At 37.8% G+C, this 23,370-nt stretch carries 22 protein-coding genes; 14 read left to right on the top strand and 8 right to left on the bottom strand.

All coding sequences use genetic code 11. From position 1 onward, the window contains the following. The first annotated feature begins 101 nt into the window (after nt 1-101). The 4 genes from R3X28_RS01230 (at nt 102) to R3X28_RS01215 (ending at nt 5,170) form a co-directional block, all read left to right on the top strand. Nucleotides 102-1,541, top strand: coding sequence for a HAMP domain-containing sensor histidine kinase (locus tag R3X28_RS01230; protein ID WP_317663043.1), 1,440 nt, complete (start codon nt 102-104; stop codon nt 1,539-1,541). After that, complete coding sequence (locus tag R3X28_RS01225) at nt 1,538-2,320, top strand: enoyl-CoA hydratase/isomerase family protein (RefSeq protein ID WP_317661815.1); 783 nt, start codon at nt 1,538-1,540, stop codon at nt 2,318-2,320. The genes R3X28_RS01230 and R3X28_RS01225 overlap by 4 nt, the downstream gene beginning before the upstream one ends. A gap of 18 nt (nt 2,321-2,338) precedes the next feature. Further along, a complete protein-coding gene (locus R3X28_RS01220; protein WP_317661813.1) occupies nt 2,339-3,895 on the top strand; it encodes a hypothetical protein in 1,557 nt (518 codons plus the stop codon). Between the two features lie 201 nt (nt 3,896-4,096). Beyond that, nucleotides 4,097-5,170 (top strand): PA0069 family radical SAM protein, encoded by a 1,074-nt coding sequence (locus R3X28_RS01215; protein WP_317661811.1) that lies wholly within the window; start codon nt 4,097-4,099, stop codon nt 5,168-5,170. Nucleotides 5,171-5,192: 22 nt separating this feature from the next. Here R3X28_RS01215 and R3X28_RS01210 read toward each other — a convergent pair whose 3' ends face one another. From R3X28_RS01210 to R3X28_RS01200, 3 genes are all read right to left on the bottom strand, one after another. Continuing rightward, nucleotides 5,193-5,855 (bottom strand): HD domain-containing protein, encoded by a 663-nt coding sequence (locus tag R3X28_RS01210; RefSeq protein ID WP_317661809.1) that lies wholly within the window; start codon nt 5,853-5,855, stop codon nt 5,193-5,195. Continuing rightward, on the bottom strand, nt 5,852-6,589 hold the full coding sequence (locus R3X28_RS01205; protein WP_154365798.1) for a lysophospholipid acyltransferase family protein: 738 nt from the start codon (nt 6,587-6,589) through the stop codon (nt 5,852-5,854). The genes R3X28_RS01210 and R3X28_RS01205 overlap by 4 nt, the downstream gene beginning before the upstream one ends. A gap of 106 nt (nt 6,590-6,695) precedes the next feature. Next, complete coding sequence (locus R3X28_RS01200) at nt 6,696-7,106, bottom strand: BrxA/BrxB family bacilliredoxin (protein ID WP_282055611.1); 411 nt, start codon at nt 7,104-7,106, stop codon at nt 6,696-6,698. Nucleotides 7,107-7,237: 131 nt separating this feature from the next. Here R3X28_RS01200 and R3X28_RS01195 point away from each other — a divergent pair, with 131 nt between their 5' ends. The 4 genes from R3X28_RS01195 to R3X28_RS01180 all read left to right on the top strand — a co-directional run bounded on the left by R3X28_RS01195 (nt 7,238) and on the right by R3X28_RS01180 (nt 10,740). Beyond that, nucleotides 7,238-7,972, top strand: a complete 735-nt coding sequence (locus tag R3X28_RS01195) for a TerB family tellurite resistance protein (RefSeq protein ID WP_317661805.1) — start codon at nt 7,238-7,240, stop codon at nt 7,970-7,972. A gap of 11 nt (nt 7,973-7,983) precedes the next feature. Further along, nucleotides 7,984-8,568 (top strand): HupE/UreJ family protein, encoded by a 585-nt coding sequence (locus R3X28_RS01190; protein ID WP_154365791.1) that lies wholly within the window; start codon nt 7,984-7,986, stop codon nt 8,566-8,568. Between the two features lie 89 nt (nt 8,569-8,657). Then, on the top strand, nt 8,658-9,098 hold the full coding sequence (locus R3X28_RS01185) for a deoxycytidylate deaminase (RefSeq protein ID WP_154365789.1): 441 nt from the start codon (nt 8,658-8,660) through the stop codon (nt 9,096-9,098). 16 nt (nt 9,099-9,114) lie between these two features. Then, on the top strand, nt 9,115-10,740 hold the full coding sequence (locus R3X28_RS01180; protein WP_154366192.1) for a S41 family peptidase: 1,626 nt from the start codon (nt 9,115-9,117) through the stop codon (nt 10,738-10,740). On the opposite strand, the gene R3X28_RS01175 is transcribed toward R3X28_RS01180, so the two are convergent. After that, the gene (locus R3X28_RS01175; RefSeq protein WP_154365788.1) at nt 10,737-10,940 is read right to left on the bottom strand and encodes a hypothetical protein; all 204 of its coding nucleotides are present in this window, start codon (nt 10,938-10,940) and stop codon (nt 10,737-10,739) included. The genes R3X28_RS01180 and R3X28_RS01175 overlap by 4 nt on opposite strands. A gap of 2 nt (nt 10,941-10,942) precedes the next feature. Continuing rightward, complete coding sequence (locus tag R3X28_RS01170) at nt 10,943-11,521, bottom strand: MarC family protein (protein ID WP_154365785.1); 579 nt, start codon at nt 11,519-11,521, stop codon at nt 10,943-10,945. 122 nt (nt 11,522-11,643) lie between these two features. Here R3X28_RS01170 and R3X28_RS01165 point away from each other — a divergent pair, with 122 nt between their 5' ends. Continuing rightward, on the top strand, nt 11,644-12,216 hold the full coding sequence (locus tag R3X28_RS01165) for a DUF3109 family protein (protein WP_282055606.1): 573 nt from the start codon (nt 11,644-11,646) through the stop codon (nt 12,214-12,216). On the opposite strand, the gene R3X28_RS01160 is transcribed toward R3X28_RS01165, so the two are convergent. Further along, complete coding sequence (locus tag R3X28_RS01160; protein WP_317661800.1) at nt 12,206-14,131, bottom strand: tetratricopeptide repeat protein; 1,926 nt, start codon at nt 14,129-14,131, stop codon at nt 12,206-12,208. The genes R3X28_RS01165 and R3X28_RS01160 overlap by 11 nt on opposite strands. Before the next feature lie 51 nt (nt 14,132-14,182). Beyond that, nucleotides 14,183-14,917, bottom strand: coding sequence for a LytR/AlgR family response regulator transcription factor (locus R3X28_RS01155; protein ID WP_154365778.1), 735 nt, complete (start codon nt 14,915-14,917; stop codon nt 14,183-14,185). 531 nt (nt 14,918-15,448) lie between these two features. Here R3X28_RS01155 and R3X28_RS01150 point away from each other — a divergent pair. The 5 genes from R3X28_RS01150 (at nt 15,449) to R3X28_RS01130 (ending at nt 22,438) form a co-directional block, all read left to right on the top strand. Next, nucleotides 15,449-15,979, top strand: coding sequence for a hypothetical protein (locus R3X28_RS01150; RefSeq protein ID WP_282055602.1), 531 nt, complete (start codon nt 15,449-15,451; stop codon nt 15,977-15,979). Between the two features lie 722 nt (nt 15,980-16,701). After that, nucleotides 16,702-17,688 (top strand): ribonucleotide-diphosphate reductase subunit beta, encoded by a 987-nt coding sequence (locus R3X28_RS01145; protein ID WP_154365772.1) that lies wholly within the window; start codon nt 16,702-16,704, stop codon nt 17,686-17,688. A 137-nt stretch (nt 17,689-17,825) separates the two neighbouring features. Beyond that, entirely contained in the window at nt 17,826-20,303 is a 2,478-nt protein-coding gene (locus tag R3X28_RS01140; protein ID WP_317661794.1) for a ribonucleoside-diphosphate reductase subunit alpha, read from the top strand. A gap of 493 nt (nt 20,304-20,796) precedes the next feature. Then, on the top strand, nt 20,797-21,156 hold the full coding sequence (locus tag R3X28_RS01135) for a DinB family protein (protein WP_246200149.1): 360 nt from the start codon (nt 20,797-20,799) through the stop codon (nt 21,154-21,156). 145 nt (nt 21,157-21,301) lie between these two features. Continuing rightward, nucleotides 21,302-22,438 carry a Gfo/Idh/MocA family oxidoreductase gene (locus R3X28_RS01130; RefSeq protein ID WP_317661791.1) on the top strand — a complete coding sequence of 379 codons (1,137 nt, stop codon included), beginning with the start codon at nt 21,302-21,304 and terminating at the stop codon, nt 22,436-22,438. Nucleotides 22,439-22,479: 41 nt separating this feature from the next. Here the strand turns inward: R3X28_RS01130 and R3X28_RS01125 are convergent, their stop codons facing one another. Then, nucleotides 22,480-22,947: an ASCH domain-containing protein gene (locus R3X28_RS01125; RefSeq protein WP_154365759.1), complete on the bottom strand. Its 468-nt coding sequence runs from the start codon at nt 22,945-22,947 to the stop codon at nt 22,480-22,482. Between the last annotated feature and the right edge of the window lie 423 nt (nt 22,948-23,370).

Here is a 23,370-nt window from a genome sequence, read left to right as displayed (position 1 = left end):
TGAATCGGTAATCGATAATGGCCTGATATTTGCTATCTTTATGTTCAAATTAAAGCTACTTGGTCAGAAATATTTCGCTACGTTCAAGGATATTCGCCACCATGATCTTATTGGTGCTCATAGCATCGATATTGATTTCGGGGGTAACCATCTATCAATACCGTGAAACCTTAAAGGATTATCATGCGCATCGCTTGGAACGTAAAGAAGAACAGGTTAAGCAAAGTGTTCAGAATACCCTAAAAAACACCACTTATGCCTTAACTACCGAAAACCTTCATCTTATTTTTAAGGATGATATTTATGAAATTGCGGATGTACTGAATGCCCCTTTCAACATTTATGATCTAGAAGGGCAATTGATCAAAAGCTCGAGACCTCGTTTTGAAATTGACCCACAATCCAATTGTTTGGATACCGAGGTGCTCAATAATTTGGCAATGAGCGTTACCAGACGGTACTTGGAGAAGACTTCTACGGCCGGTGATAAATACCAAGCTTCGTACACCTATATCAATGACAAAAAATTTAAACCTATTGGTATATTGAATTTGCCCTATTATGAGAACAATGCCCTTAATGATATGGAATTAAGGCAATCATTGATGCAATTGGGATGGGTTTACTTTTTAATGTTATTGATAGCCATAGGATTGGCGTACTTCATCACCAAGTATATTACACGATCGTTGCATACGGTTTCTGATATGATGTTCAAAACCGATCTTACCAAGCGTAACAAGAAAATCATAATTGATGACCTGGATACCGAAATAGGTAAATTGGTAACGGCCTATAACGCAATGATCGATGAATTGGAACAAAGTGCGGTAAAATTGGCGCGCAGTGAACGGGAACAGGCATGGCGTGAGATGGCCAAACAAGTTGCACATGAAATCAAAAATCCCTTGACACCCATGCGATTGAGCGTTCAAAGTTTTCAACGTAGGTTCGATCCCACAGACCCTGATATTAAGAAGAAAGTTGATGAATATTCGAATACCTTGATTCAGCAAATTGATACGATGAGCAGTATAGCCTCGGCATTTTCCAATTTCGCCAAAATGCCTGCCCAACAAAATGAGACTTTGGATGTGGTTAAGATCGTACGTTTGGCTTTGGATATTTTCAATGAACCCTATATACATTTTATCAGTGATGAAGAAGAGATCATTGCAAAATGGGATAGGACACAGCTTATACGTGTAGTGACCAATTTGGTAAAAAATGCCACTCAGGCGATGATCGATCAACCGTCCCCTAGGATTTTGGTAACAGTGGCTTCAGAAGGTGATAACGTTAAGATTTCCGTTGCCGATAATGGTATCGGAATTGCAGATGAATTCACCGAAAAGATCTTTGAACCTAAATTTACAACAAAATCCAGCGGCATGGGACTTGGTCTGGGTATGGTAAAGAATATGGTCGAAACGTATAACGGGAGCATCAATGTTACGTCCCAACCGGGAAAAGGAACCGTTTTTACGGTAATTTTCCCTAAGAATCAACCCGATGAAGATACTAAAAAAGCAATTTCATGAAATATAAGAACATTTTAGTAGAAAAAGAGGATAGAACCGCATGGATTACCATAAACCGTCCGAACAAATTGAATGCCTTAAATAAGGATACGATAAAGGAGTTGCATGAGGTATTCTCAAAATTGGAAAAGGATAAAGGTGTATTAGTGATCATTCTTACCGGTAGCGGGGAAAAGGCGTTCGTTGCCGGGGCCGATATTGCTGAGTTTGCTGGGTTTTCAGAGAAACAGGGCAAGAAATTGGCGGCCAAAGGGCAAGAAATACTATTTGATTTTGTGGAGAACCTTTCTAAGCCGGTTATCGCTGCAGTGAACGGTTTTGCCTTGGGAGGTGGATTGGAATTGGCGATGGCCTGTCATTTTAGGGTAGCCAGTGAGAATGCTAAAATGGGGCTGCCCGAAGTTTCGCTAGGGGTTATTCCCGGATATGGCGGAACCCAGCGTTTGCCGCGGTTGGTCGGTAAGGGAAGGGCCATGGAAATGATCATGACCGCCGGTATGATCGATGCTCAAAAGGCGCTGGACTATGGATTGGTCAATTATGTTGTTCCCCAAGAGGGATTGATGGACCTTTGCTCCCAATTGGCAGGTAAGATATCGAATAATTCCCCTGTTGCCATTGGTTATGCAATAAAAGCCATAAATGATTGTTTTAACACTAATGTAAACGGGTTTGCCACAGAAATAGATGCCTTTGGCAAATGTTTTGGTACTGCTGACTTTGAGGAAGGTACCAGTGCATTTCTTGAAAAGAGAAAAGCTGATTTTCCAGGCAAATAAAACCCAAAAATCCTTCATATGAATCTGCGAAGATATATCTCCATGTTCTTTGTCCTGTTTGTCACCTGTATGGTTTCCGCTCAGGATATTCCACTAGACTTCTCAATCGGGGAAAAATATAATGATAGGTATAAATACTCCAATCTTTTGACCATTTCCAATGATGGCAAAGGAGGGACTTTTTTAGTAAGGTCTTATTATACGGGGGTTATCCTAAAGCCTAAAGGATATATGATCGAGCATTACGATGCCAATATGCAGTTGATTAATGAGTATAATTATAAACTCAAGAATGCAAATCTTGTTGATGGGTATGTAGCCAATGGACAGATTTACCTTATTTTCCTGGATTATGATTACGATGCTCTGGCCTATGAGTATTCAGTACATCGGAGTCCACTTTCAGATATGAATTTCACAAAGGAAACTTTATTGACAGTGGCTTCGAAAGCGGTGAACAATCCGTTGGATAAAAATTATTATAATCGAAACTTTTCTTCTGGTTTCACCACTTCGGTACTTTTCAATGATAAAAAGAATGCTTTTGTGATTAGCACTCATTTTAAGAAGGGCAAGACGAATAAACATTTTATCTATCTGTTCAATTCAGGTTTGCAAAAAGTGGTTGAGCATGATTTTTCAGATGAAGTTGAAGAGAAAAACTATGCCTTCGAGAATGTTGCTTTCTCCAAGGATTTACAGGAAGCTTATATAATTGGTAAGGCCTATTTTAAGAAAAAAAGGTTTTTGGCCAATGAGCGAAAATTCCAGTACGAGTTGATAAAAGTTTCAAGAAGCGGGGCAAAGACACAGACTTTTGACGGTCCTGGAAAATTTTCTGAAGCCTTGATACCCATCGTAAATGGAAATGAACTCCTTTGTGTTGGCTTTTATGCAAACAGGAAGGATAACAGGTACAATGGTTTGGCTTATTTCAATATTGATCCAAATACCTTAGAATTGAATACCAAGAAATATAGTCCGTTTTCTGAACAGTTTATGATGGATAAATTTGGCCGTGAAGAGGATAAGGATATTAAAGATTTGGTGTTTAAGAACGTCAATGTTTCCAACGATGGTTCGATCCACTTTAATGCTGAGGAATATTTTATAACCTCAAGCGTACAGGCGAATTCTAGTGGTGGGCGATTGAAGGTCACAAGGTATCACCATAATGATATTGTTAGTGCAAAGCTTAGCGCGGACGGTGATATGTTATGGGCAAGGAATATCAACAAAGCAGAGGTTACCCAGGGCGATGGTGCCTACGCCTCTTATAGCTCCTATACGAAAGATGGCAATACTTACTTTTTCATAAGTACGGCTGCCGAAAATCCTCAATTGCTTCCCGGTGATCGTTTACTTTTTAAACAGGGATTGAGTAGAAATAGGAATGTATTTGTCATTAAACTTGATGCACAAGGACATATTAGTTATAAAAAGCTGATTGATGATAAGGAAGCCCGTTTGCCATTAATGGTCTCAAAGCCGCTGTTCAATGTGCGTGACAATGAGATTGTTTTCTACGCGAAAAGAGGGAATAAAAAGCAATTGGTCAGGGTACTTATCCAGTAGTCAGTAATCAGTATGTAGTAATCAGCAGGCAGTGTACTGTTTCCATTCGATTACCATACATTTAGTTTCTTTTTCGTGAATCCTTTTTGGTTGCCATTTTCACGAAATAATGGTTGTAATGAATTGTTTCAGTATAAAATATTTAACGTTCATATTAATCTAAAATAGGAAATAATCCATAAATTTGGAATAAATCCTAATTTGAAAGATTTAAACTATCGCAAAGGAAGAGGCGCACAGGCATATGTACCCAACAAATTTTTGCAATATGTACATGAATCCCGAGATGAATTCTTGGAGTTCTGTCGTATTGAGGGAGAAGATGCGCATCAAAGAAAAACCAGCTATATCCCCATTTTTCCCAAAACCATTGTGAATAAGGTTACAAGTCCGGATGTAGGTATGGGTTACTCATTAAATCCGTATCAAGGCTGTGAACATGGTTGTATTTACTGTTATGCGCGAAATTCCCATGAATTTTGGGGTTATGGGGCCGGATTGGATTTTGAACAACGAATTTTAGTTAAAAAAGATGCTCCTTGGTTGCTGGAGCAAAAATTGAAAAGTAAGGTTTGGAAAGCCGAGACTATTGTTCTCTCCGGGAACACGGACTGCTACCAACCTGCGGAGAGAAAGTTTGAATTGACAAGAGAATGCCTTAAGGTGTTTCTGAAATACAGACATCCCGTGGGAATCATAACCAAAAATGCGTTGATCTTGCGCGATTTGGATATTTTAAGGGAATTGTCGAATAACAGTTTGGTAATGGTAAATGTATCCATTACCTCACTTTCGGAAGAAACGCGCAGTATTTTGGAGCCACGCACCGCTACAATCAAGAAACGATTGGAAACCATTCGTATTTTATCAGAAAACGGTATACCGGTAAATGCGATGTTAGCACCTATAATCCCAGGAATAAACAGTCATGAAATAATGGATTTGGCGAAGGCTTTTTCAGAAAATGGTGCATTATCTTTTGGGTATACTATAGTTCGTTTGAACGGGGCCATAGGCCATATTTTCTCTGATTGGATCAAGAAGGCCTTACCCAATAAAGCCGATAAAGTTTTGGCCCAGATTAAATCTTGTCATGGTGGCACCTTAAATGATAGTCGTTTTGGAGTGCGTAGTAAGGGCGAAGGTAAAATAGCTGAGCATATACATAGCCTTTTACGATTGGCACGGAATACCTATTTTAAAGAAAAGGAATTGCCTAAATTAAATAAAGGATTGCATATACAATACAAAAACGGTCAATTAAAGTTGTTTTAATGGTTCAGAAAAGCCTAAAAGGTTATAAAGTTCCTTTCCATTCATTATAAAACTGTTCTAGGTAGTTGAGCATAAAACCATGTCTCTCTTCAGCCATTTTAGTGCCCATAGGGGTATTCATTTTATCCTTTAGTAAGAGTAGCTTTTCGTAAAAATGATTAATGGTTGGGGCATTTGATTTTTTGTACTCTTCCTTGGTCATATTCAAATTGGGGGCAATATCGGGATTGTACAATTCCCGGTTTTTGAATCCGCCATAATTAAAGGCTCGGGCAATACCTATGGCTCCTAAGGCATCAAGACGATCAGCGTCTTGGATAATCATTAATTCCGTTGAGAGGAACTGGGCCTCGACTTTTTTTTCTAAACTGTTCTTAAAGGATATGTTGTTGATGATGTTCACCACATGACAAATGGTTTTTTCAGCAACACCAATCGATTTTAAAAAATCTTGTGCAATTTTCGGACCTATGGATTCATCCCCATCATGAAATTTTGCATCTGCAATATCATGAAGCAGGGCCCCAAGGGAAACAACAAGCAAATCAACTTCTTGGTCCTGGGCTATTCGCTGGGCGTTTAAATATACCCTCTCAATATGAAACCAATCGTGGCCTCCTTCTGCTTCTTTAAGGGTTTCTTTTACAAAAGCGATGGTTTTTGAAATAATTTCAGAATCTTTCATTGTGGGGAATGTATACCTGATTTTATACTTTCTTCAACTTGTTCGAACAATGTATTGAATTCGCCTTTGTTCTCAATCGGTTTTTGGATATCAAAAGTGATATGGTTGCCTATACCATATGGGAATTTGCCATATCTGAGCATTTTCCACGAATTGTTGATGCTTATGGGAACGATCAAAGCCGATGGCGCATTTTTCATCAATATTTTAAGTCCGGTAGGCTGAAAACTCTTTGGATGACCGTTCCTACTCCTTGTTCCTTCAGGGAATATTACGGCACTTCGATTATGCTTCTCGATGTATTTACCCAATTTAGCAATCTGTACCAAGGCCTGTTTGCTGTCTTTCCTATCTATTAAAACGGAACCTCCATGTCTAAGGTTGTAAGAAACACTGGGGATACCTTTCCCTAATTCGATCTTACTAACGAATTTGGGGTGATATTTTCGCATAAACCATATAATCGGGGGAATATCGTTCATACTCTGATGGTTAGAAACGATGATCAAGGGCCGATCTGTTGGCAATTTGTATGGATTATTGAATTTATAGGTAGTGCCTAAGAAATGTGTGCAACGTAAAAGACATAGGTTAAGGATGCTCACACTGGCTTTGTGGGCATTGTAACCAAAGAGGTTAAAACACAACCATTGAATGGGATGGAATATGGCAAGTGCCAATCCAAAAAACAGGAAATAAACAACGGTAAGCGGATATGCCAAGATCTTTTGCATAAGACAAAAATAAACGAGACCTCCCATGTTTTCAAAACTTGAGAGGTCTTTTTGCAATTTATTCTTGCGTTTATGCTATTTTGATCCTAATTAAAGGGAAGGAGGCTTAGCAAAATTCGTTGTAGGCTTCGGTTAAATTCTCTGCAATAAGTTCTGCAGGTCGGCCTTCAATATGATGGCGCTCGACCATATGAACCAATTCCCCATTTTTGAACAAAGCTATACTTGGCGATGAAGGTGGAAAAGGAATCATAAGATTTCTTGCCGCATTCACTGCTTCAGTATCAACACCTGCAAATACCGTAACGCAATGGTCGGGTTTCTTGGCGTTCATTAAACTTATTTTGGCAGCAGGCCTAGCATTTGCCGCGGCACACCCACAAACAGAATTTACAACAACCAACGTTGTACCTTCTTTCTTAATGGCGTTTTCTACTGCATCTGCCGTAAACAATTCTTCAAACCCGGCATTAGCCAAGTCGTCTCTCATAGGTTTTACCAATTCTGCTGGATACATAATCTGTTTTTTATCGATTTATAAAGTGGTCAAATATAACCAATTTGTCGTAGTACACCCGATTACTTAACTTTTCGTTACAAGTTGTATTGGTCGGTATTATTATATCTTTGCAAAAATTATTATGTACTATGATTAAATGGTTAGCGGCCGTAGTCGGTTTTGCCATTCGAGGTTTTTCTGGAGCAATTTTAGGTTTTTTATTTGGCAGTTTTATCGATAGCCTTAGCGGTAGTGGAAGGTCCAACACCGTTTTTAAGGATATGACCCGTCAAAAAGTTTCTCCTGCTGATTTTGAATTGAACCTACTTTCACTTTGTTCCATTGTTATTAAGGCCGATGGTTCGGTTAACCAAAGGGAGCTTGATTATGTGCGTCAGTATTTTGTTGCGACTTATGGTAAGGATAAGGCGAATGCCATTTTCAGGACATTCAACGATATCAATAAAAAACATGAAATATCGGCACAACGTATTTGCACTTTTTTAAACCAAAGGACCCGTTATGAAGTGAGATTGCAGCTATTGCATTTTTTGTTCGGTATTGCCCAGGCAGATGGCTCAATAAGAACCCCCGAAGTAAATAAAATACGTGAAATATCAGGTTATTTGAGGGTTTCGATGCGCGATTTTGAAAGTATTATGGCGATGTTCGTAAAATCGGGTGATGATGCATATAAAATTTTGGAAATAGATAAAACGGCCACTAACGATGAAATTAAAAAGGCATATAGGACTATGGCGAAAAAATACCATCCGGATAGGGTGAATACGGAAAATGAAGCCATAAAAAAAGGGGCTGAAGAGAAATTCAAAGAGGTTCAGAAGGCCTATGAGCAACTACAACAGGAAAGAGGTATTATTTAATAGCTTTAAACATGGAGAATTTTTGGTTTTATATTGAACTGGGCCTTAATCATGTTCTCGACTTTTCGGCCTATGACCACATTCTGTTCTTGACCGCATTGAGCCTACCGTTTACGTTCAAAAGTTGGAAGAAAGTCTTGATCCTGGCGACCGTATTTACCATTGCCCATTGTTTTTCTTTGGGTTTATCCGTTTATGAAGTCGTGGTTATGGATATCGGTTTGATCGAGTTTCTTATTCCGGTAACCATATTGTTAACGGCAATATTCAATTTGGTATACTTAAAATCCAAGGCCAAGGAAAAAAGTATTTTGTTACATATTTTGGCTACTGCGTTTTTTGGGCTTATCCACGGTTTCGGATTCAGTAATTATTTTAAAATGCTCATGTCGGGAGAAGAGGAAAAATTGTCCCCGTTATTGGGTTTTGCTGCGGGGATAGAGCTGTCACAAGTGCTTATTGTTTTGAGCGTACTGGCCTTAGCCTTCATAATCCAGTCTGTTTTTAAGTTAAAACAAGGATATTTTGTCAAAGGGGCATCAATATTGGTCATTTTGATTACAATACCCATGCTAATTGAAACGTTCCCTTGGTAGTTAATGTTAATTTTACCCCATAGTTTTGTCAGGCTTTTATAAAGCAGGTATATTAGTCTTTCAGCAACAAATGAGTTGACCGAGCCTTTATGAAAAAATCCAAACAAGAAAAATACGATAGGGCCTATTTAAGAATGGCTGCGGAATGGGGCAAACTTTCTTATTGCAAGCGTAAACAGGTCGGGGCCATAGTGGTCAAGGACCGTATGATCATCTCCGATGGGTATAATGGTACACCAACAGGATTCGAGAATTTTTGTGAAGACGAAGAAGGATATACCAAATGGTATGTACTTCATGCAGAGGCCAATGCCATTTCAAAAGTGGCATCTTCGACACAATCTTGTGAAGGTGCTACGCTTTATATTACTCTTTCCCCATGTCGGGAATGCAGTAAGTTGATACATCAATCTGGCATAAAACGTGTGGTATATAAAGTCGCTTATAAAGACGTTTCCGGATTGGAGTTTTTGGAAAAGGCGGGTGTTGAATTAGTACATATGCCTATTATTGAGGAACCTGTAATTTAAAAGATTTATATTGAGTTTGAAAGGAAAATACAGTTACATATTACCTACGATCATCGCAGCGGCTTTAGCTGTCGGTGTTTTTGTTGGAGGAAAGCTCCATTTCAATGATTCACCAGAAAAATTATTCACCACCAATTCTAAAAAAGACAAACTCAATAGGTTGATCGACTATATTGATTATGAGTATGTAGATGATATTGATACGGATAGTATTGTAGATGTTACGGTAAACAATATTCTTGAAAAATTAGATCCTCATTCGGTGTATATCCCTAAACGTCAAATGGAGGAGGTTTCGGAGAATATGAAAGGCGATTTTGTTGGTATCGGCATTAATTTCTATCCTTATAAAGACACCATAGCGGTAATTAGGACCATTGATAAGGGGCCAAGCTTTCTTAAAGGAATCTTGCCCGGTGATCGCATTTTAATGGCAGACAATGATACATTGTACGGCAAGAACTTGGCCAGTGAAAACATAGTGGAAAAATTAAAGGGTGAAAAAGGTTCTTACGTTGAGCTAACCGTTTTTCGTAAGAGTGAGGATAAGACCTTTAAAGTAAACGTAAGAAGGGATGTTGTGCCCATTAAAAGTGTAGAGTCTTATTTTATGATGACCCCGAAGATGGGCTACATAAAAGTGAACCGTTTTGCCGAATCTACTTTCCGCGAATTCAAGGATGCCCTAAGTGCCTTAAGAAAGCAGGGAGCAGAAAGACTTACTTTGGACTTAAGGGATAATCCAGGAGGTTATTTGGGTATTGCCGAACAGATGGCCGATGAATTTTTAGAAGATGGTAAATTGATTCTTTTTACTAAAAACAAGAAAGGTAAGATCGATAAAATATATGCTACCGATAAAGGTAGTTTTGAGGACAAACCCATTTATGTGCTTATAAACGAACGATCGGCCTCGGCAAGTGAGATTGTAGCCGGTGCCCTGCAGGACAATGATATTGGTACCATAGTTGGGCGACGCTCTTTCGGCAAAGGCTTGGTACAAAGGGAAATGGACCTAGGTGATGGTTCTGCAGTACGGTTAACGGTTTCCAGGTATTATACGCCTACTGGTCGTAGTATTCAACGAACCTATAAAAATGGGAATAAGGATTATTATAAGCGGTTTACAGATAGGTATCACAATGGGGAGTTAGTGTCCGTAGACAGTATTAAAGTAGCCGATTCCCTAAAATACACTACACCAAAAGGTAGGGTTGTTTATGGTGGTGGCGGAATAATCCCCGATGTTTTCGTGCCCATAGGTTCTAATGAGGAAGAGGCTGTGGAAAGTATGGATAACCTTGGATTTCTCTCCTTCTTCGTTTTCGAATATTTGGATGAGGATCGAAGCAGGTTTTCAGATATTTCCAAAGAGGAATTCATAAATGAATATCATGTAGATGATATCCTTTTTGAAAGGTTTGTTGATTATTCAGTGAATAGAGGTCTTAAGATGGAATTCTATGATTATGAAGATCAAATTAAGTTGTATATAAAAGCGGCTTTGGCAGATCAATTGTTCGGCCCCAACAGCCATGCAAAAATAAAAAGTACCGCAGATGCTATGCTAAAAACGGTAATGGAATTAGATGCCCCAATGGTGAAACAGGCCGATGCCGATAGCATAGAAGAAAACAATTAATCCTCGTCTATTTTCTTCTGTATTTTCTTCGAAGTCAAGAAAATCAATAAAATGACTATGGCACAAAGTGCCGCTAGAATTCCAATAAGTGCGATCACACTGTTACCTTCAAGTGGATTGTTGAAATCTATCAATGTCACATTATAACCCACCAAGGCAATAGCCAAAAAAATTAAGATAATCGTTAATATTTTATTCATTTTTAAAACAATGCGTTAATATTTGCAGTGAAAAGCTTCACGGCAATGGCCAATAATATTACACCAAAAACCTTACGGATAATATTGATGCCATTTGCACCTAGGATCTTTTCGATTCGTTTTGACGCCTTCAAGACTATATATACAAAGATAATGTTTACGAGTATGGCAACAATGATATTTTCCACATGATATTCAGCTCGTAAGGATAACAAGGAAGTCATTGTTCCTGCCCCGGCAATCAAGGGGAAGGCAATGGGTACTATCGATGCACTTTCAGGTTCATCATCTTTATATAGGGTTATGCCCAAGATCATTTCAATGGCCAGGAAAAAAATTATCAATGAACCGGCAACGGCAAAGGAATACACATCAATACCAATCAAGGTGAGAATCTCTTTGCCCACAAAAAGAAATGCGATCATTATCAGTGCGGCCACTAAAGAGGCTTTTTCTGACTGTATATGCCCAACTTTCTTTCGTAAACCTATAATAATGGGTATACTTCCGATAATATCGATTACCGCAAAAAGTACCATGCTAGAAGTAGCGATTTCCTTAAAGTCTAAATTCAATTCCATTAAAACTGTTTTTAAAAGTTGACAAATCTACGTTAAGTCATTTGTTTTTAGATCTCATTAATGATTTTTTATAGAATTCAATCTAGGCACAATGTACTATCTTTGACCGCAAAATGTAGCGTATGTTCCAATTGGGTAAGACCATAGTCTCGGAGGAGATTATTGAGAATGACTTTGTTTGTAATCTTAATGCCTGCAAAGGGGCGTGTTGTATAGACGGGACAGCAGGTGCACCTGTAGAAGATCATGAAACCGAGATTCTTGTTGATATTTATAAGGACGTAAAGCCTTTTTTACGCCCTGAAGGTATTGCGGCCATCGAGGAGCAAGGGGCATTTGTAAAGGGTGAAGATGGTGAATGGGAGACTACTTTGGTTAACAATAGTGAATGTGCCTATGTTATTTATACCGATGACCAAATTGCCAAATGTGGTATAGAAGAAGCCTATAATCAAGGTGTTATTTCATGGAAAAAACCGGTTTCGTGCCATTTGTACCCGATTCGTTTAAGGGAATATACCGAGTTTACTGCTGTTAATTACCATAAATGGGAAATTTGTGATGCTGCCTGTGAACTTGGGGCTTCGCTTAAGGTTCCTGTCTATAAATTCGTAAAAGAGGCATTGATACGAAAATTCGGGGAAGATTGGTATGCCGAATTAGAGGAGGTTGCTGCCGAACATTCTAAATCGTAGGTAAGTGTAATACGACTTTGGTTCCTATGGCGTTTTTGTCATCATCATAAAGATCTATAATGGTAACATCGAAGGTGTTTTGATAATCCCTCGCAAAATTCGCCAATCGTTCTTTGGTTATTTCGATGCCGACCGATTTACGCTTTAGAACCTTACTTTGTTTGATTACTTCTGCGGCATCCCTACCTACACCATTGTCAGTAATGCTAATATCTATAAAGTTATTGTTGCCCTTGCTTACATGAAGGTCGATGTTTTTTTCACCTTCCTTTGAAGAAAGACCGTGCCAAAGTGCGTTTTCAAGAAAAGGTTGGAGTATTAAGGACGGAATTTTTATGGTATGTATATCAATATCCTCATCAATGCTGATCTTGAAATTGATTTCATTTGAAAAACGGATATTTTCAATATTCATATAGAGCTCAACGGTCTCCAATTCCTCGGCCAAGGGAATCTCTTTCAAGGATGAGGCCTCAAGGATCTTTCGTACTAATTTCGAGAATTTATTCAGGTAATGTACTGCATTTTTTTTGTCGTTGTTAATGATATATAACTTAATGGAATTCAATGAATTGAACAAAAAATGTGGATTCATTTGACTACGTAGCATCGATTGCTCAAGTGTCAATAGTTTTTTATCGTTCTTAAGTTGGTATTGACGATAAAGGATGTAAAATATCCCGGATAAAAGGATGAGTGCAAAACCTCCGATCAGTAATCGGGTCTGGTTCTTTCGTAGTTTTAATTTTACGATTTCATAGTCTTTATTGATAATCTCTATTTCATTGTTTTTCTTTTCAATATTGTAGCGGCTTATCAAATCGCCTACATATCGTAAATTTCGCTCATTGACGGTTTTTTCGTCAAATTCTTTGGCCAGTTTATAATGGTTTATGGCCTTTTTGTAATTTCCTTGTTTTTCTGCTAGAACCGACAGATATGAATTCGCTAGTGATATGTTCGAGGGCAGATTATGTTTTTCGGCTATGTTTAGACCGGTTTCTAAATTGAGTTTGGCTTTTTTTAGATTTTCTTTTAGTAGATAAGCCCAACCTAGATTTAGATGGATACCGGAAGTAAGGTACTTGTCGCCAATTTCTTGTGATGCCAATAAAGTGGGTTCCAGGATTTCTATGGCTTGATCTAATTTATCCTGGATAATATACACATGGGCAATACTGTTTTTACAGATTACCTTTCCTTTGTCACTATCTATCTCTTCGTTATAGGCCAAGGAAGTTCTATAACTTTTAAGGGCCTCATCTAATTTGCCTTGCATTTCTTGGCATTCTCCAATGTTCTGATGGTTTATGGCAAGGCCTAGTTTATTGCCCAGTTCATTTTCAAGTATTAGTGATTTTTGAAATTGGTCAATGGCCAGATCATATTGTTCCAAGGTTTGGTAGATATTGCCTATTCCATTTAAGGATACGTTAATACTTCTTTTGAGTCCTTCAGAAGGCTTTTTCACCGTTTCTGCCAAGGAAAGGGCCTCTTGGCTATAATCCAACGCCGACTTTATGGCATCCCTTCTACGATGGATCACACTTAACATATTTAGGCTATATACCTCGAATTCAAGATTATTCCCGGCTTTTGAGGCATCCAATGCTGCCTGGTGCAGGTTTATGGCTTGGGTAAACTGTGATATATCCCTATATCTTCGGCCTAATTGGTTTAAGGCATATGCCTGTCCACTATAATAATTTTTGTTGTTCGCTTCTTGCGCCAAAAAGCGCATTAAAGTAGTGTCTTTTCGTGAAGGCCTTAGAACAGCATCGATTTCGGCATACGTTCTTGGGGCGCCATTAATGAGACTATCCACGGTTTTTTTATAGGCATCGGGTATTTTTTGGGAATGCCCAAGTAGGGAAAACAGAAAGATAAAGAGAAAAATACTTTGCCATCTACCCATAAAATGAGGTCTATAATTCGTATTTAAAAGATTGTGGAAGAACATTAAAATTTATATCATATCCAGAAAATCTGACTTCTTTTGTCTGGAGACCGGAATTTTATGGTTAGAATTAAGGATCACATAACCGTCTGTCTTCAAGAATTCTTTTATTTTATGAAGATTGATGATATAGGAATTGTGAATCCTGAAAAATGAATCGGATGGCAAAAGTTCATTCACCTCCTTTAGTTTCTTGGTTAAGAGTATTTTTTGTCCGTCAGTAAGGTATATTGTACTGTAATTACCATCGGATTCGGCGTAAAGTATTTCGTCACTTTCCAAAAACAATAATTTACCATCGGTATTGAAGGTTATCTTTTTGTGAAGGGCATTGTCGTTGAAGTTGAGAAGTATCTTTTCAAGTCGTTCAGAGGTAAAGTTTTTGGCATTGAATTTTTTGATCTTTACGATCGTATCCTTCAAATCATCTGTATCAATGGGTTTCAGCAGATAATCAATCGCTTCATTTTTCAATGCTTTTATGGCATATTGGTTGTAAGCCGTGGTTATGACCACCGGAAAATTCTTGTTGGTAAGTTTTTGAATAAACTGAAAGCCATCCATAGTTGGCATTTCAATATCAAGAAACAAACAGTCAGGAGTGGTTTTGTTCAGATATTCCAAGGCCTCGAAAGGATCAGTGAACGAGGCACTGACCTTTATTTCATCACTAAAATTGGTAAGCTCCCAAGAAAGACTCTGGAGTGCTTTTATCTCGTCATCGACAATTATGGCTTCAAGCATAGTAAAAAAGTCTTATTGTAAGGTAATCAAATTTAAAATTAAGTTCGTACTTAACAAGTGAATTTGTATCAATGGAGGTATTTTGAGTGTGGTTGACGGTTATTTTATATAAAGGTGTTACATATCAAATACCGGTGTAAATTCCTACAAACAGGCATAAAAAGGCAATTATGGGATTTTTTCCTTGCAAATTATACATGTTTTGTGGCCATTTATACATAATGTTAATTGCAGTCAGTTGGCATCTGATAATTTAGGGCATGAATATTGTTTTTGTTTCCCCATGTAAGTATGACTAACAATCCTAAAAAAGGAATTAAAACAGACTCATGAAAAAATGTATTATAATGTTCGCTTTATTGGTTTCTGCGCTTATCGTTGCAGTAATTGTTGAAAAAAACAAGGTAGATGTACCTAGTTCAGATTTGCTTATTGGTGAGAACTATACAGTTGAAAAAAGATTAGATTAAATAGGTCTCAATTGTACAATTGAATATGAAATGACAAATGCCCCAATAGATGAATCACTATATGCTCAAATTTTTTAAAGTAGGATTTTGGTTATTAATACCGTTCTTCTTTATTTCCAATACGGATTCGGAAACCATGCGTTTTCAGTTCAAAGAACAAACGGGTATTGGAATGGATGCCGATAAGGTGTTCGAAGAATTATTGAAAGGCAAAGTAATATTTGAATCGAATAAGGGGTCAACGATCCAAGGAGCACCATTTACATCGGTTTCTTTGAAATTCATGAAAGGGGATCAGCAAATGGAATTTCTGATTAAAGAAAAAGACGATCCTATAGGATTAAGAACAGGGGAGTACCAATTGCCCTCCCATTTTAATGGGCTTTTGAACAATTATGACGGTGTTTTTGGTTATGCCGATATTAAGGTTTTGGGAGAAGAACCTTTGTTCGCTAAAAAAGGAAAGTTGGTTATTACACAAATTGATGACAATAATATAAAAGGCTATATGAACGTAGTGTTCAAAGACAATAACAGTAGGGAATTATTCGTTAATGGTGATTTTCATGCTGTAAACATAAAAGGTAATTGATATAATTTATTGGAAAATAGGGGTTTAATAATAATTGTGTATTTTTAAAAGTTCTAATTTTCCGATGTTTGATATAGGATTAATTAAAGTAATAAGTTCATACAAATAAGAATAACTGCCAATCAAAAATGTACGGCTCAAAGGGTAAGTTGAAAAAAGACACAACTGCTTTAACAACAACCTAACTGATGACAGCTACATATTGACCATTGATCATATTGTTTGATTTTATGGTTGCTCGATTATAGGTTTCGGGGGAACTACCTGGATCAGCACAATTTGTAGTCAAATTGATTTTGATTTATCAGAGGGCCGTACAATTTGGCGTTATTTATTTTTTTATACAATTCATTCCCAGGTTGCCCTAACCTTGTATATTCCCTTTGTTTTATTTCTGCCAACATCTTTTGGGATGTGATTGGCTTGCTACGGTTTTATACTTTAAATTGTTGTCATATCTAATTGATATTAAACCGAATAGTATTAATTTTTATACTTTCTGGTTTATTGTATTTCTCCATATTTTTATCAAAATGTTCGGTTTTAAAAAAGGCAATGAATATAACGAGTAGACACACATTTCAACATTTTCTGTTAAAAACTTTGTCCCTATTATCAAGAATCAGCCCTAAAAAATAGATTCCTATTTTACATCTTTGTCATTCCCGGCGGTAGGATAATTGTCATCCTGATCCATTAACATTTAAAAAATAGAAAGTATTATGTCAGAAGCCTTAGAGCCAATTTTACAGGAGAATAAAGATCGTTTTGTTATTTTTCCCATTCAACACCCTGATTTATGGGATTGGTATAAAAAACAGGAAGCTTGTATTTGGACCGCTGAGGAAATCGACCTACATCAAGATTTAGCTGATTGGAACGGGAAACTCAATGATGACGAAAAATATTTCATAAAACATATCCTTGCATTTTTTGCAGCCTCTGATGGTATAGTTAATGAGAATTTAGCCGAGAATTTCGTGAATGAGGTACAATATTCCGAAGCTAAATTTTTCTATGGTTTTCAAATAATGATGGAAAACATACATTCTGAAACTTATTCTTTGTTGATAGATACATATGTAAAAGACGAGAAAGAAAAAGATATCTTATTCAAGGCCATTGAAAATTTCCCTGCAATTAAAAAGAAAGCCGATTGGGCATTAAAGTGGATAGATTCACCAAGTTTTGCCGAAAGGTTAATTGCTTTTGCCGCGGTTGAAGGCATTTTCTTCTCAGGCTCTTTCTGTTCCATTTATTGGCTAAAGAAAAGAGGCCTTATGCCAGGTTTAACATTTTCCAACGAACTTATTTCAAGGGATGAAGGCATGCATTGTGATTATGCCGTGCATTTGCATAAGAACCATATCATGAACAAGGTTCCAAAAGCACGTATCAAGGAAATAATTGTTGATGCCTTGAACATTGAACGGGAGTTCATTACCGAATCTTTACCGGTTAGTTTAATAGGTATGAACGCTAAATTAATGACACAATACTTGGAGTTCGTTACGGATCGCTTGCTGGTAGAGCTAGAGTGCGATAAGGTCTATAACTCTACCAACCCTTTCGATTTCATGGATATGATATCACTACAAGGTAAAACCAATTTTTTTGAGAAAAGGGTTTCAGAATACCAAAAAGCGGGTGTTTTGAACAAGGATAAGGATGAAGACTCACAAAAAATCAGTTTCGATGCTGATTTTTAGGTAATTGTAAAAAGAGCGCTAAACATATTGGGTTTAACATGGTGAAGTATAGGGCCCAACTATGCAATTCTTAGGGATTATCCCAAGTACTTTAATTTAAACACTAATCAATAATTAACTATAAACACGTTAACCCAATGTATGTAATAAAAAGAGACGGAAGAAAAGAAGTGGTGATGTTCGATAAGATCACGGCCAGAGTAAGAAAATTGTGCTATGGTCTTAACGATTTGGTAGATCCGCTTAAAGTGGCCATGCGCGTTATCGAAGGACTGTATGATGGGGTTACTACATCGGAGTTGGACAATTTGGCTGCGGAGATAGCCGCTACCATGACCACCATGCATCCTGATTATGCAAAGTTGGCTGCACGTATTTCCGTATCAAACCTTCATAAGAACACGAAAAAGTCTTTCTCTGAAACGATGAAAGATCTTTATACCTATGTAAACCCCCGAACGGGAAAGAAAGCACCATTACTTTCAGACGAAGTGTTCAAGGTCATATCGGAAAATGCTGAGGCTTTGGACTCGACCATAATTTACAATAGGGATTTCAGTTATGATTATTTTGGTTTTAAAACCTTGGAACGCTCTTACCTGTTAAAACTGAACGGGCAAATCGCTGAACGTCCCCAGCATATGTTGATGCGTGTTTCGGTAGGGATTCATTTAAACGATTTGGATGCGGTTAAGGAAACCTACGAGTTGATGTCGAAAAAGTATTTTACACATGCTACCCCGACACTTTTCAATTCCGGGACGCCTAAACCCCAAATGTCGTCCTGTTTTCTTTTGGCCATGAAAGACGATAGTATCGAAGGCATTTACGATACATTGAAACAAACGGCTAAAATATCGCAATCTGCTGGTGGTATTGGTTTGTCCATTCATAATGTACGGGCAACAGGGTCTTATATTGCGGGAACAAATGGTACTTCTAACGGAATTGTACCCATGCTCCAGGTATTCAATGATACGGCAAGGTATGTAGACCAAGGAGGCGGAAAACGTAAAGGTAGCTTCGCAATATATATGGAACCTTGGCATGCCGATATTTTTGAATTCCTTGAATTGAAAAAGAACCATGGTAAGGAAGAAATGCGTGCGAGAGACCTATTCTATGCCATGTGGATTTCCGACCTGTTCATGAAGCGGGTAGAGGCTAATGAAAAATGGACATTGATGTGTCCTAATGAGTGCCCAGGACTTTATACCAACCATAGCGAGGAGTTTGAAAAACTTTACTTGAAATATGAAAATGAGGGTAAAGGGCGTAAGACCGTAAAAGCCAGGGAGCTTTGGGAAAAAATCTTGGAATCGCAAATTGAGACCGGCACCCCATATATGTTGTATAAAGATGCCGCGAACCGCAAGAGTAACCAGAAGAACCTAGGTACCATACGTTCTTCGAACCTGTGTACTGAAATAATGGAGTATACCTCACCTGATGAGGTTGCCGTATGCAACTTGGCATCTATAGCATTGCCGATGTTCGTTAAGAATGGGGAACTCGATCATAAGGAATTATTCAGGGTAACAAAAAGGGTAACCAAGAATTTGAACAAGGTTATAGATAGAAATTACTATCCTGTAAAAGAGGCCGAAAACTCGAACATGAGACATAGACCTGTTGGTTTGGGGGTTCAAGGTTTGGCAGATGCCTTTATTCTTTTACGCATGCCATTTACTAGTGATGAAGCAAAGAAATTGAACCAAGAGATTTTTGAAACTCTATATTTTGCCGCGGTTACGGCTTCTATGGAAGCTGCCAAAGTTGAAGGGGCATATTCCACTTATGAGGGTTCTCCGATATCACAGGGAGAATTTCAACACAATCTTTGGGGTATTAAGGATGAGGAACTTTCAGGACGTTGGGATTGGGGGAAACTTCGTAAAGATGTTGAAAAACACGGAGTTCGCAATTCATTATTGGTGGCACCGATGCCAACGGCATCCACATCACAGATTTTAGGTAACAATGAGTGTTTTGAGCCCTATACGTCGAATATATATACGAGAAGGGTTCTTTCGGGTGAGTTTATAGTCGTAAACAAGCATTTGTTGGAAGATCTGGTAAATCTAGGAATGTGGAACGAGAATATGAAGCAAGAGCTTATGAGGGCCAATGGTTCTATTCAGCATATTGAGACCATTCCGCAAGAAATCCGGGATTTGTATAAAACGGTATGGGAGCTTAGTATGAAAGATATCATAGATATGAGTCGCCAAAGGGGGTACTTCATAGATCAAAGCCAATCGCTTAATCTTTTTATGGAGAATGCCAATTATTCCAAATTGACATCGATGCATTTTTACGCTTGGAAAAGTGGTTTAAAAACTGGTATGTATTATCTTAGGACCAAATCAGCCGTAGATGCCATTAAGTTTACATTGGATAATAGTAAAAAAGAGGAGCCTGTTGAAGCTGAGGCGACCATTTCAGTTACGCCAGTGGCCGAAGTTGCAAAGGCCATAGAGGTTACACCAACTCCGATCGCTCCACAGAAAGATAACACCGATGTTCAGCCCATGACTGCTGAGGAAATGAAAGAATTGATCGCACGGGCCAAGGAAGGCCAGGCAGACGATGACTGTCTAATGTGCGGTTCTTAAAGGAATGCCGATATTATCTCGGTATGTGTGATAGTGTTTATTGAAAAGAAAAACCCTGACATTAACCGTCAGGGTTTTTTATTTTTTAAATAAATATTGAATTTAAACACAAACCAATACTACCCATTACAACCGTAATGAACAAGGGGATTTTTTTGGCTAATACGTATTTAATGCTTTTTAAAGTAGTAAGGCTTCAAAGCAATTGAAAGAACATAAGCCGCAATATAAACAAGTAATATGATCGTGTATTTATCCATTTGTATGAAAAACGTTGATGTATATACGAGTCAAATTCATAAAAAGACTATTATAAAATTATCAATTAAGTAAAATAGTGTTAAATAATTTTATAAATTTAGATTCTACCCTAGAATAAAAGCAAAAAGTTAAACTAACGAATAATCCTATGAAGGTATTTTTTAATCATTTATTTGATTATAATTTTTATTGCAATAAAAAATTGATTGATGAATGTAAAAAACTAAATGGAATGCCCGATAAGAGCTTGGAGCTTTTTAGCCATATTCTGAATACCCATCATCTTTGGAATTCAAGAATCCTGTCCAAACCATCAAATTATAAGGTTTGGCAAGTGCAACCTATTTCGGATTGGGCAGATGTTCATTATGAAAATCAAAGAAGTTCTTTCGACATTGTTACCCATACCAACGATTTTGAAACACGAATAGATTATGAGAATACCGAGGAACGTTTGTTCACCAACACCGTTCAGGAAATGCTTTTCCAGATTATAAACCATTCTACACATCATAGGGCCCAAATTGCGATGGATTTCCGCGCGAACGGTCTGGAACCCATTAATATGGATTATGCTTTTTATAAACGGTGATTTAGCATTCAATTAGAACTTAATATATTGTTGTTGACCATAAAAATAGGGTACTTTTATTCGGAGTATTAAACAGGTTTATTTTCAGGGAATAGATTCGTTACGGGATTAATTCAAAGTAGGTGGTTTTAATATCATACAGTTCATGCCAAAAAAAATCAGACTAGGAATTTTAGGGGGTGGTGGTGATTCCCTTATCGGTATCTTACATCGTGTTGCGGCACAAATCAATGACAATTACGAATTGGTAGGGGCAGTTTTTTCTTCGAATTTCGAGAAGAACAAAGCGTTTGCCCAAGCATTGAATATGCCAATGGAGCGTATTTATGAAGATTTTGATATGTTCGTTGAAGAGGAGATGAAACTGCCAGAAAGCGAACGTATTCAGGTTTGTGCAGTACTTACCCCAAATTATTTACATCACCAGATGGCTTTGGAATTATTGGAAAAGGGCTTTCATGTCATATGCGAAAAACCCTTGACCACTAGTTTGGAGGAGGCCAAGGCTTTACAAAAGGCCCATAAAAAAGCGGGGACCGTATTTGCTTTGACCCATACCTATACCGGTTACCCCATGGTTCGACAAATGCGCGAAATGATAAAGTCAGGGGCATTGGGTAAAATACACAAGGTTGATGTTGTTTACTACCAAGGCTGGGTAAATACGGTTATCCATGATAAGGATAAACGTTCTTCAGTTTGGAGGTTAGACCCCGAAAAGGCGGGAATAAGTTCTTGTATGGGAGATATTGGGGTTCATGCTTTTAATATGTTGGAGTATACAACAGGACTCAAAGTAAAATCGGTTTTAAGTGATTTCAATTTTCTTTATCAGGATAATACCATGGACCTTGATGGTACCATTTTGATTAGATTGGGAGATTATGTAAAGGGGGTAGTAAGGGCCAGTCAAATAGCAACGGGAGAGGAAAATGGTTTGACCATTTCCATATATGGTGATAAGGCGGCCTTTCGTTGGGAGCAGGAAAAACCTAATTTTTTATATCTCTTGAGTGATTCATTACCTACTCAGGTATATAAACCGGGACATGCCTATAATTCGGAGCTCTCTTTGGATGGCACTAAATTACCGGCGGGTCATCCAGAAGGTATTTTTGATTCCATGGCCAATATTTATAAAGGAGTGGCAAAGGCGATAAGGGGGCAAAAGTTCAACGATGGTGAATTCCCAACAATGCTAGACGGGGTTCGGGGTATGAATTTTATAGAAGCCACTGTAGCTTCACACAGAGGTGGTAATGTTTGGGTAGATCTGGAATAGGCAGAAGAAAGTATAACTGCCAAATATTTATAGGAAAGATTCTATTTCCTTTCAAAAACCTTTTCAAACACTTCACAAACTACGATCATGCTATCCCTGGGAACTCTATTGTATGGAGCTAATTCGCGGGTGAAGTAATCCCAGTGTACCTTTTTCCAATAGGCTAGGTTTTTGTCACCTTCCCCTTCGAGTTTTGCGTACTCCTCATCAATACTGAAATAGGGCTTTAATTTGACAGAAGTGGTACGTAAAATACATTGTGCTTTACCGTCCCAATCGGTCACAACGGTGAAATCACCGATTTTCGGCAAAGGTTCCTTACGGTATTGAAGACCTAATAGAGAATGGGAAGTTGCACGTTTAATTCCGGTTTTAACCAATTGTACACATTCGTTGGCATCTTTTTCATTGTCGTAAAAGTGAACTGTTTTAGGTGCCTCGGCGAAGGCATCTTCTAGGTGGTTGTCTAAATAATCCCCCCACATATTACGGGCTGATGCGTTATCCATGTTTGTATTGCTAGTTTAATTTTTTCACTCTAAAGTAAAAACGGAATTTATAATAAAACGTAAAAGCATTTGGTTTAGTACGCTAACATTTTGCAATGCTTTAAATATAAATGTCTTTTTTATCGGAACCCGTTCCACTTTGATTCTTAACCCAAAGCAGTTATCTTATTCAATAGCTGAAACCTTCGGGGTACCGTTCTATAATTACCATGTTCATGAGCCTTATCTTCAATAGCATATATCTTAAAAAGAAAGAATAAATATAGTGCTATTCTTTGATATACGGTCAAACGAAATGTGGAGCGGCCATAATCTTTTTATTTGGCTAAATATGAAAACGAAAAATGGCATTACAGATGTGTTGGCAAGTATCATACATAACAAATCATCTATTAACCCTTTGTGTCTAATATGTAATTCGAT

The organism is Maribacter sp. TH_r10, from assembly GCF_033101095.1.
Lineage (GTDB): Bacteria > Bacteroidota > Bacteroidia > Flavobacteriales > Flavobacteriaceae > Maribacter_A > Maribacter_A luteus.
The sequence above is the reverse complement of the archived record's forward strand: the minus strand, read 5'-3'. Positions and strand labels throughout refer to the sequence as shown.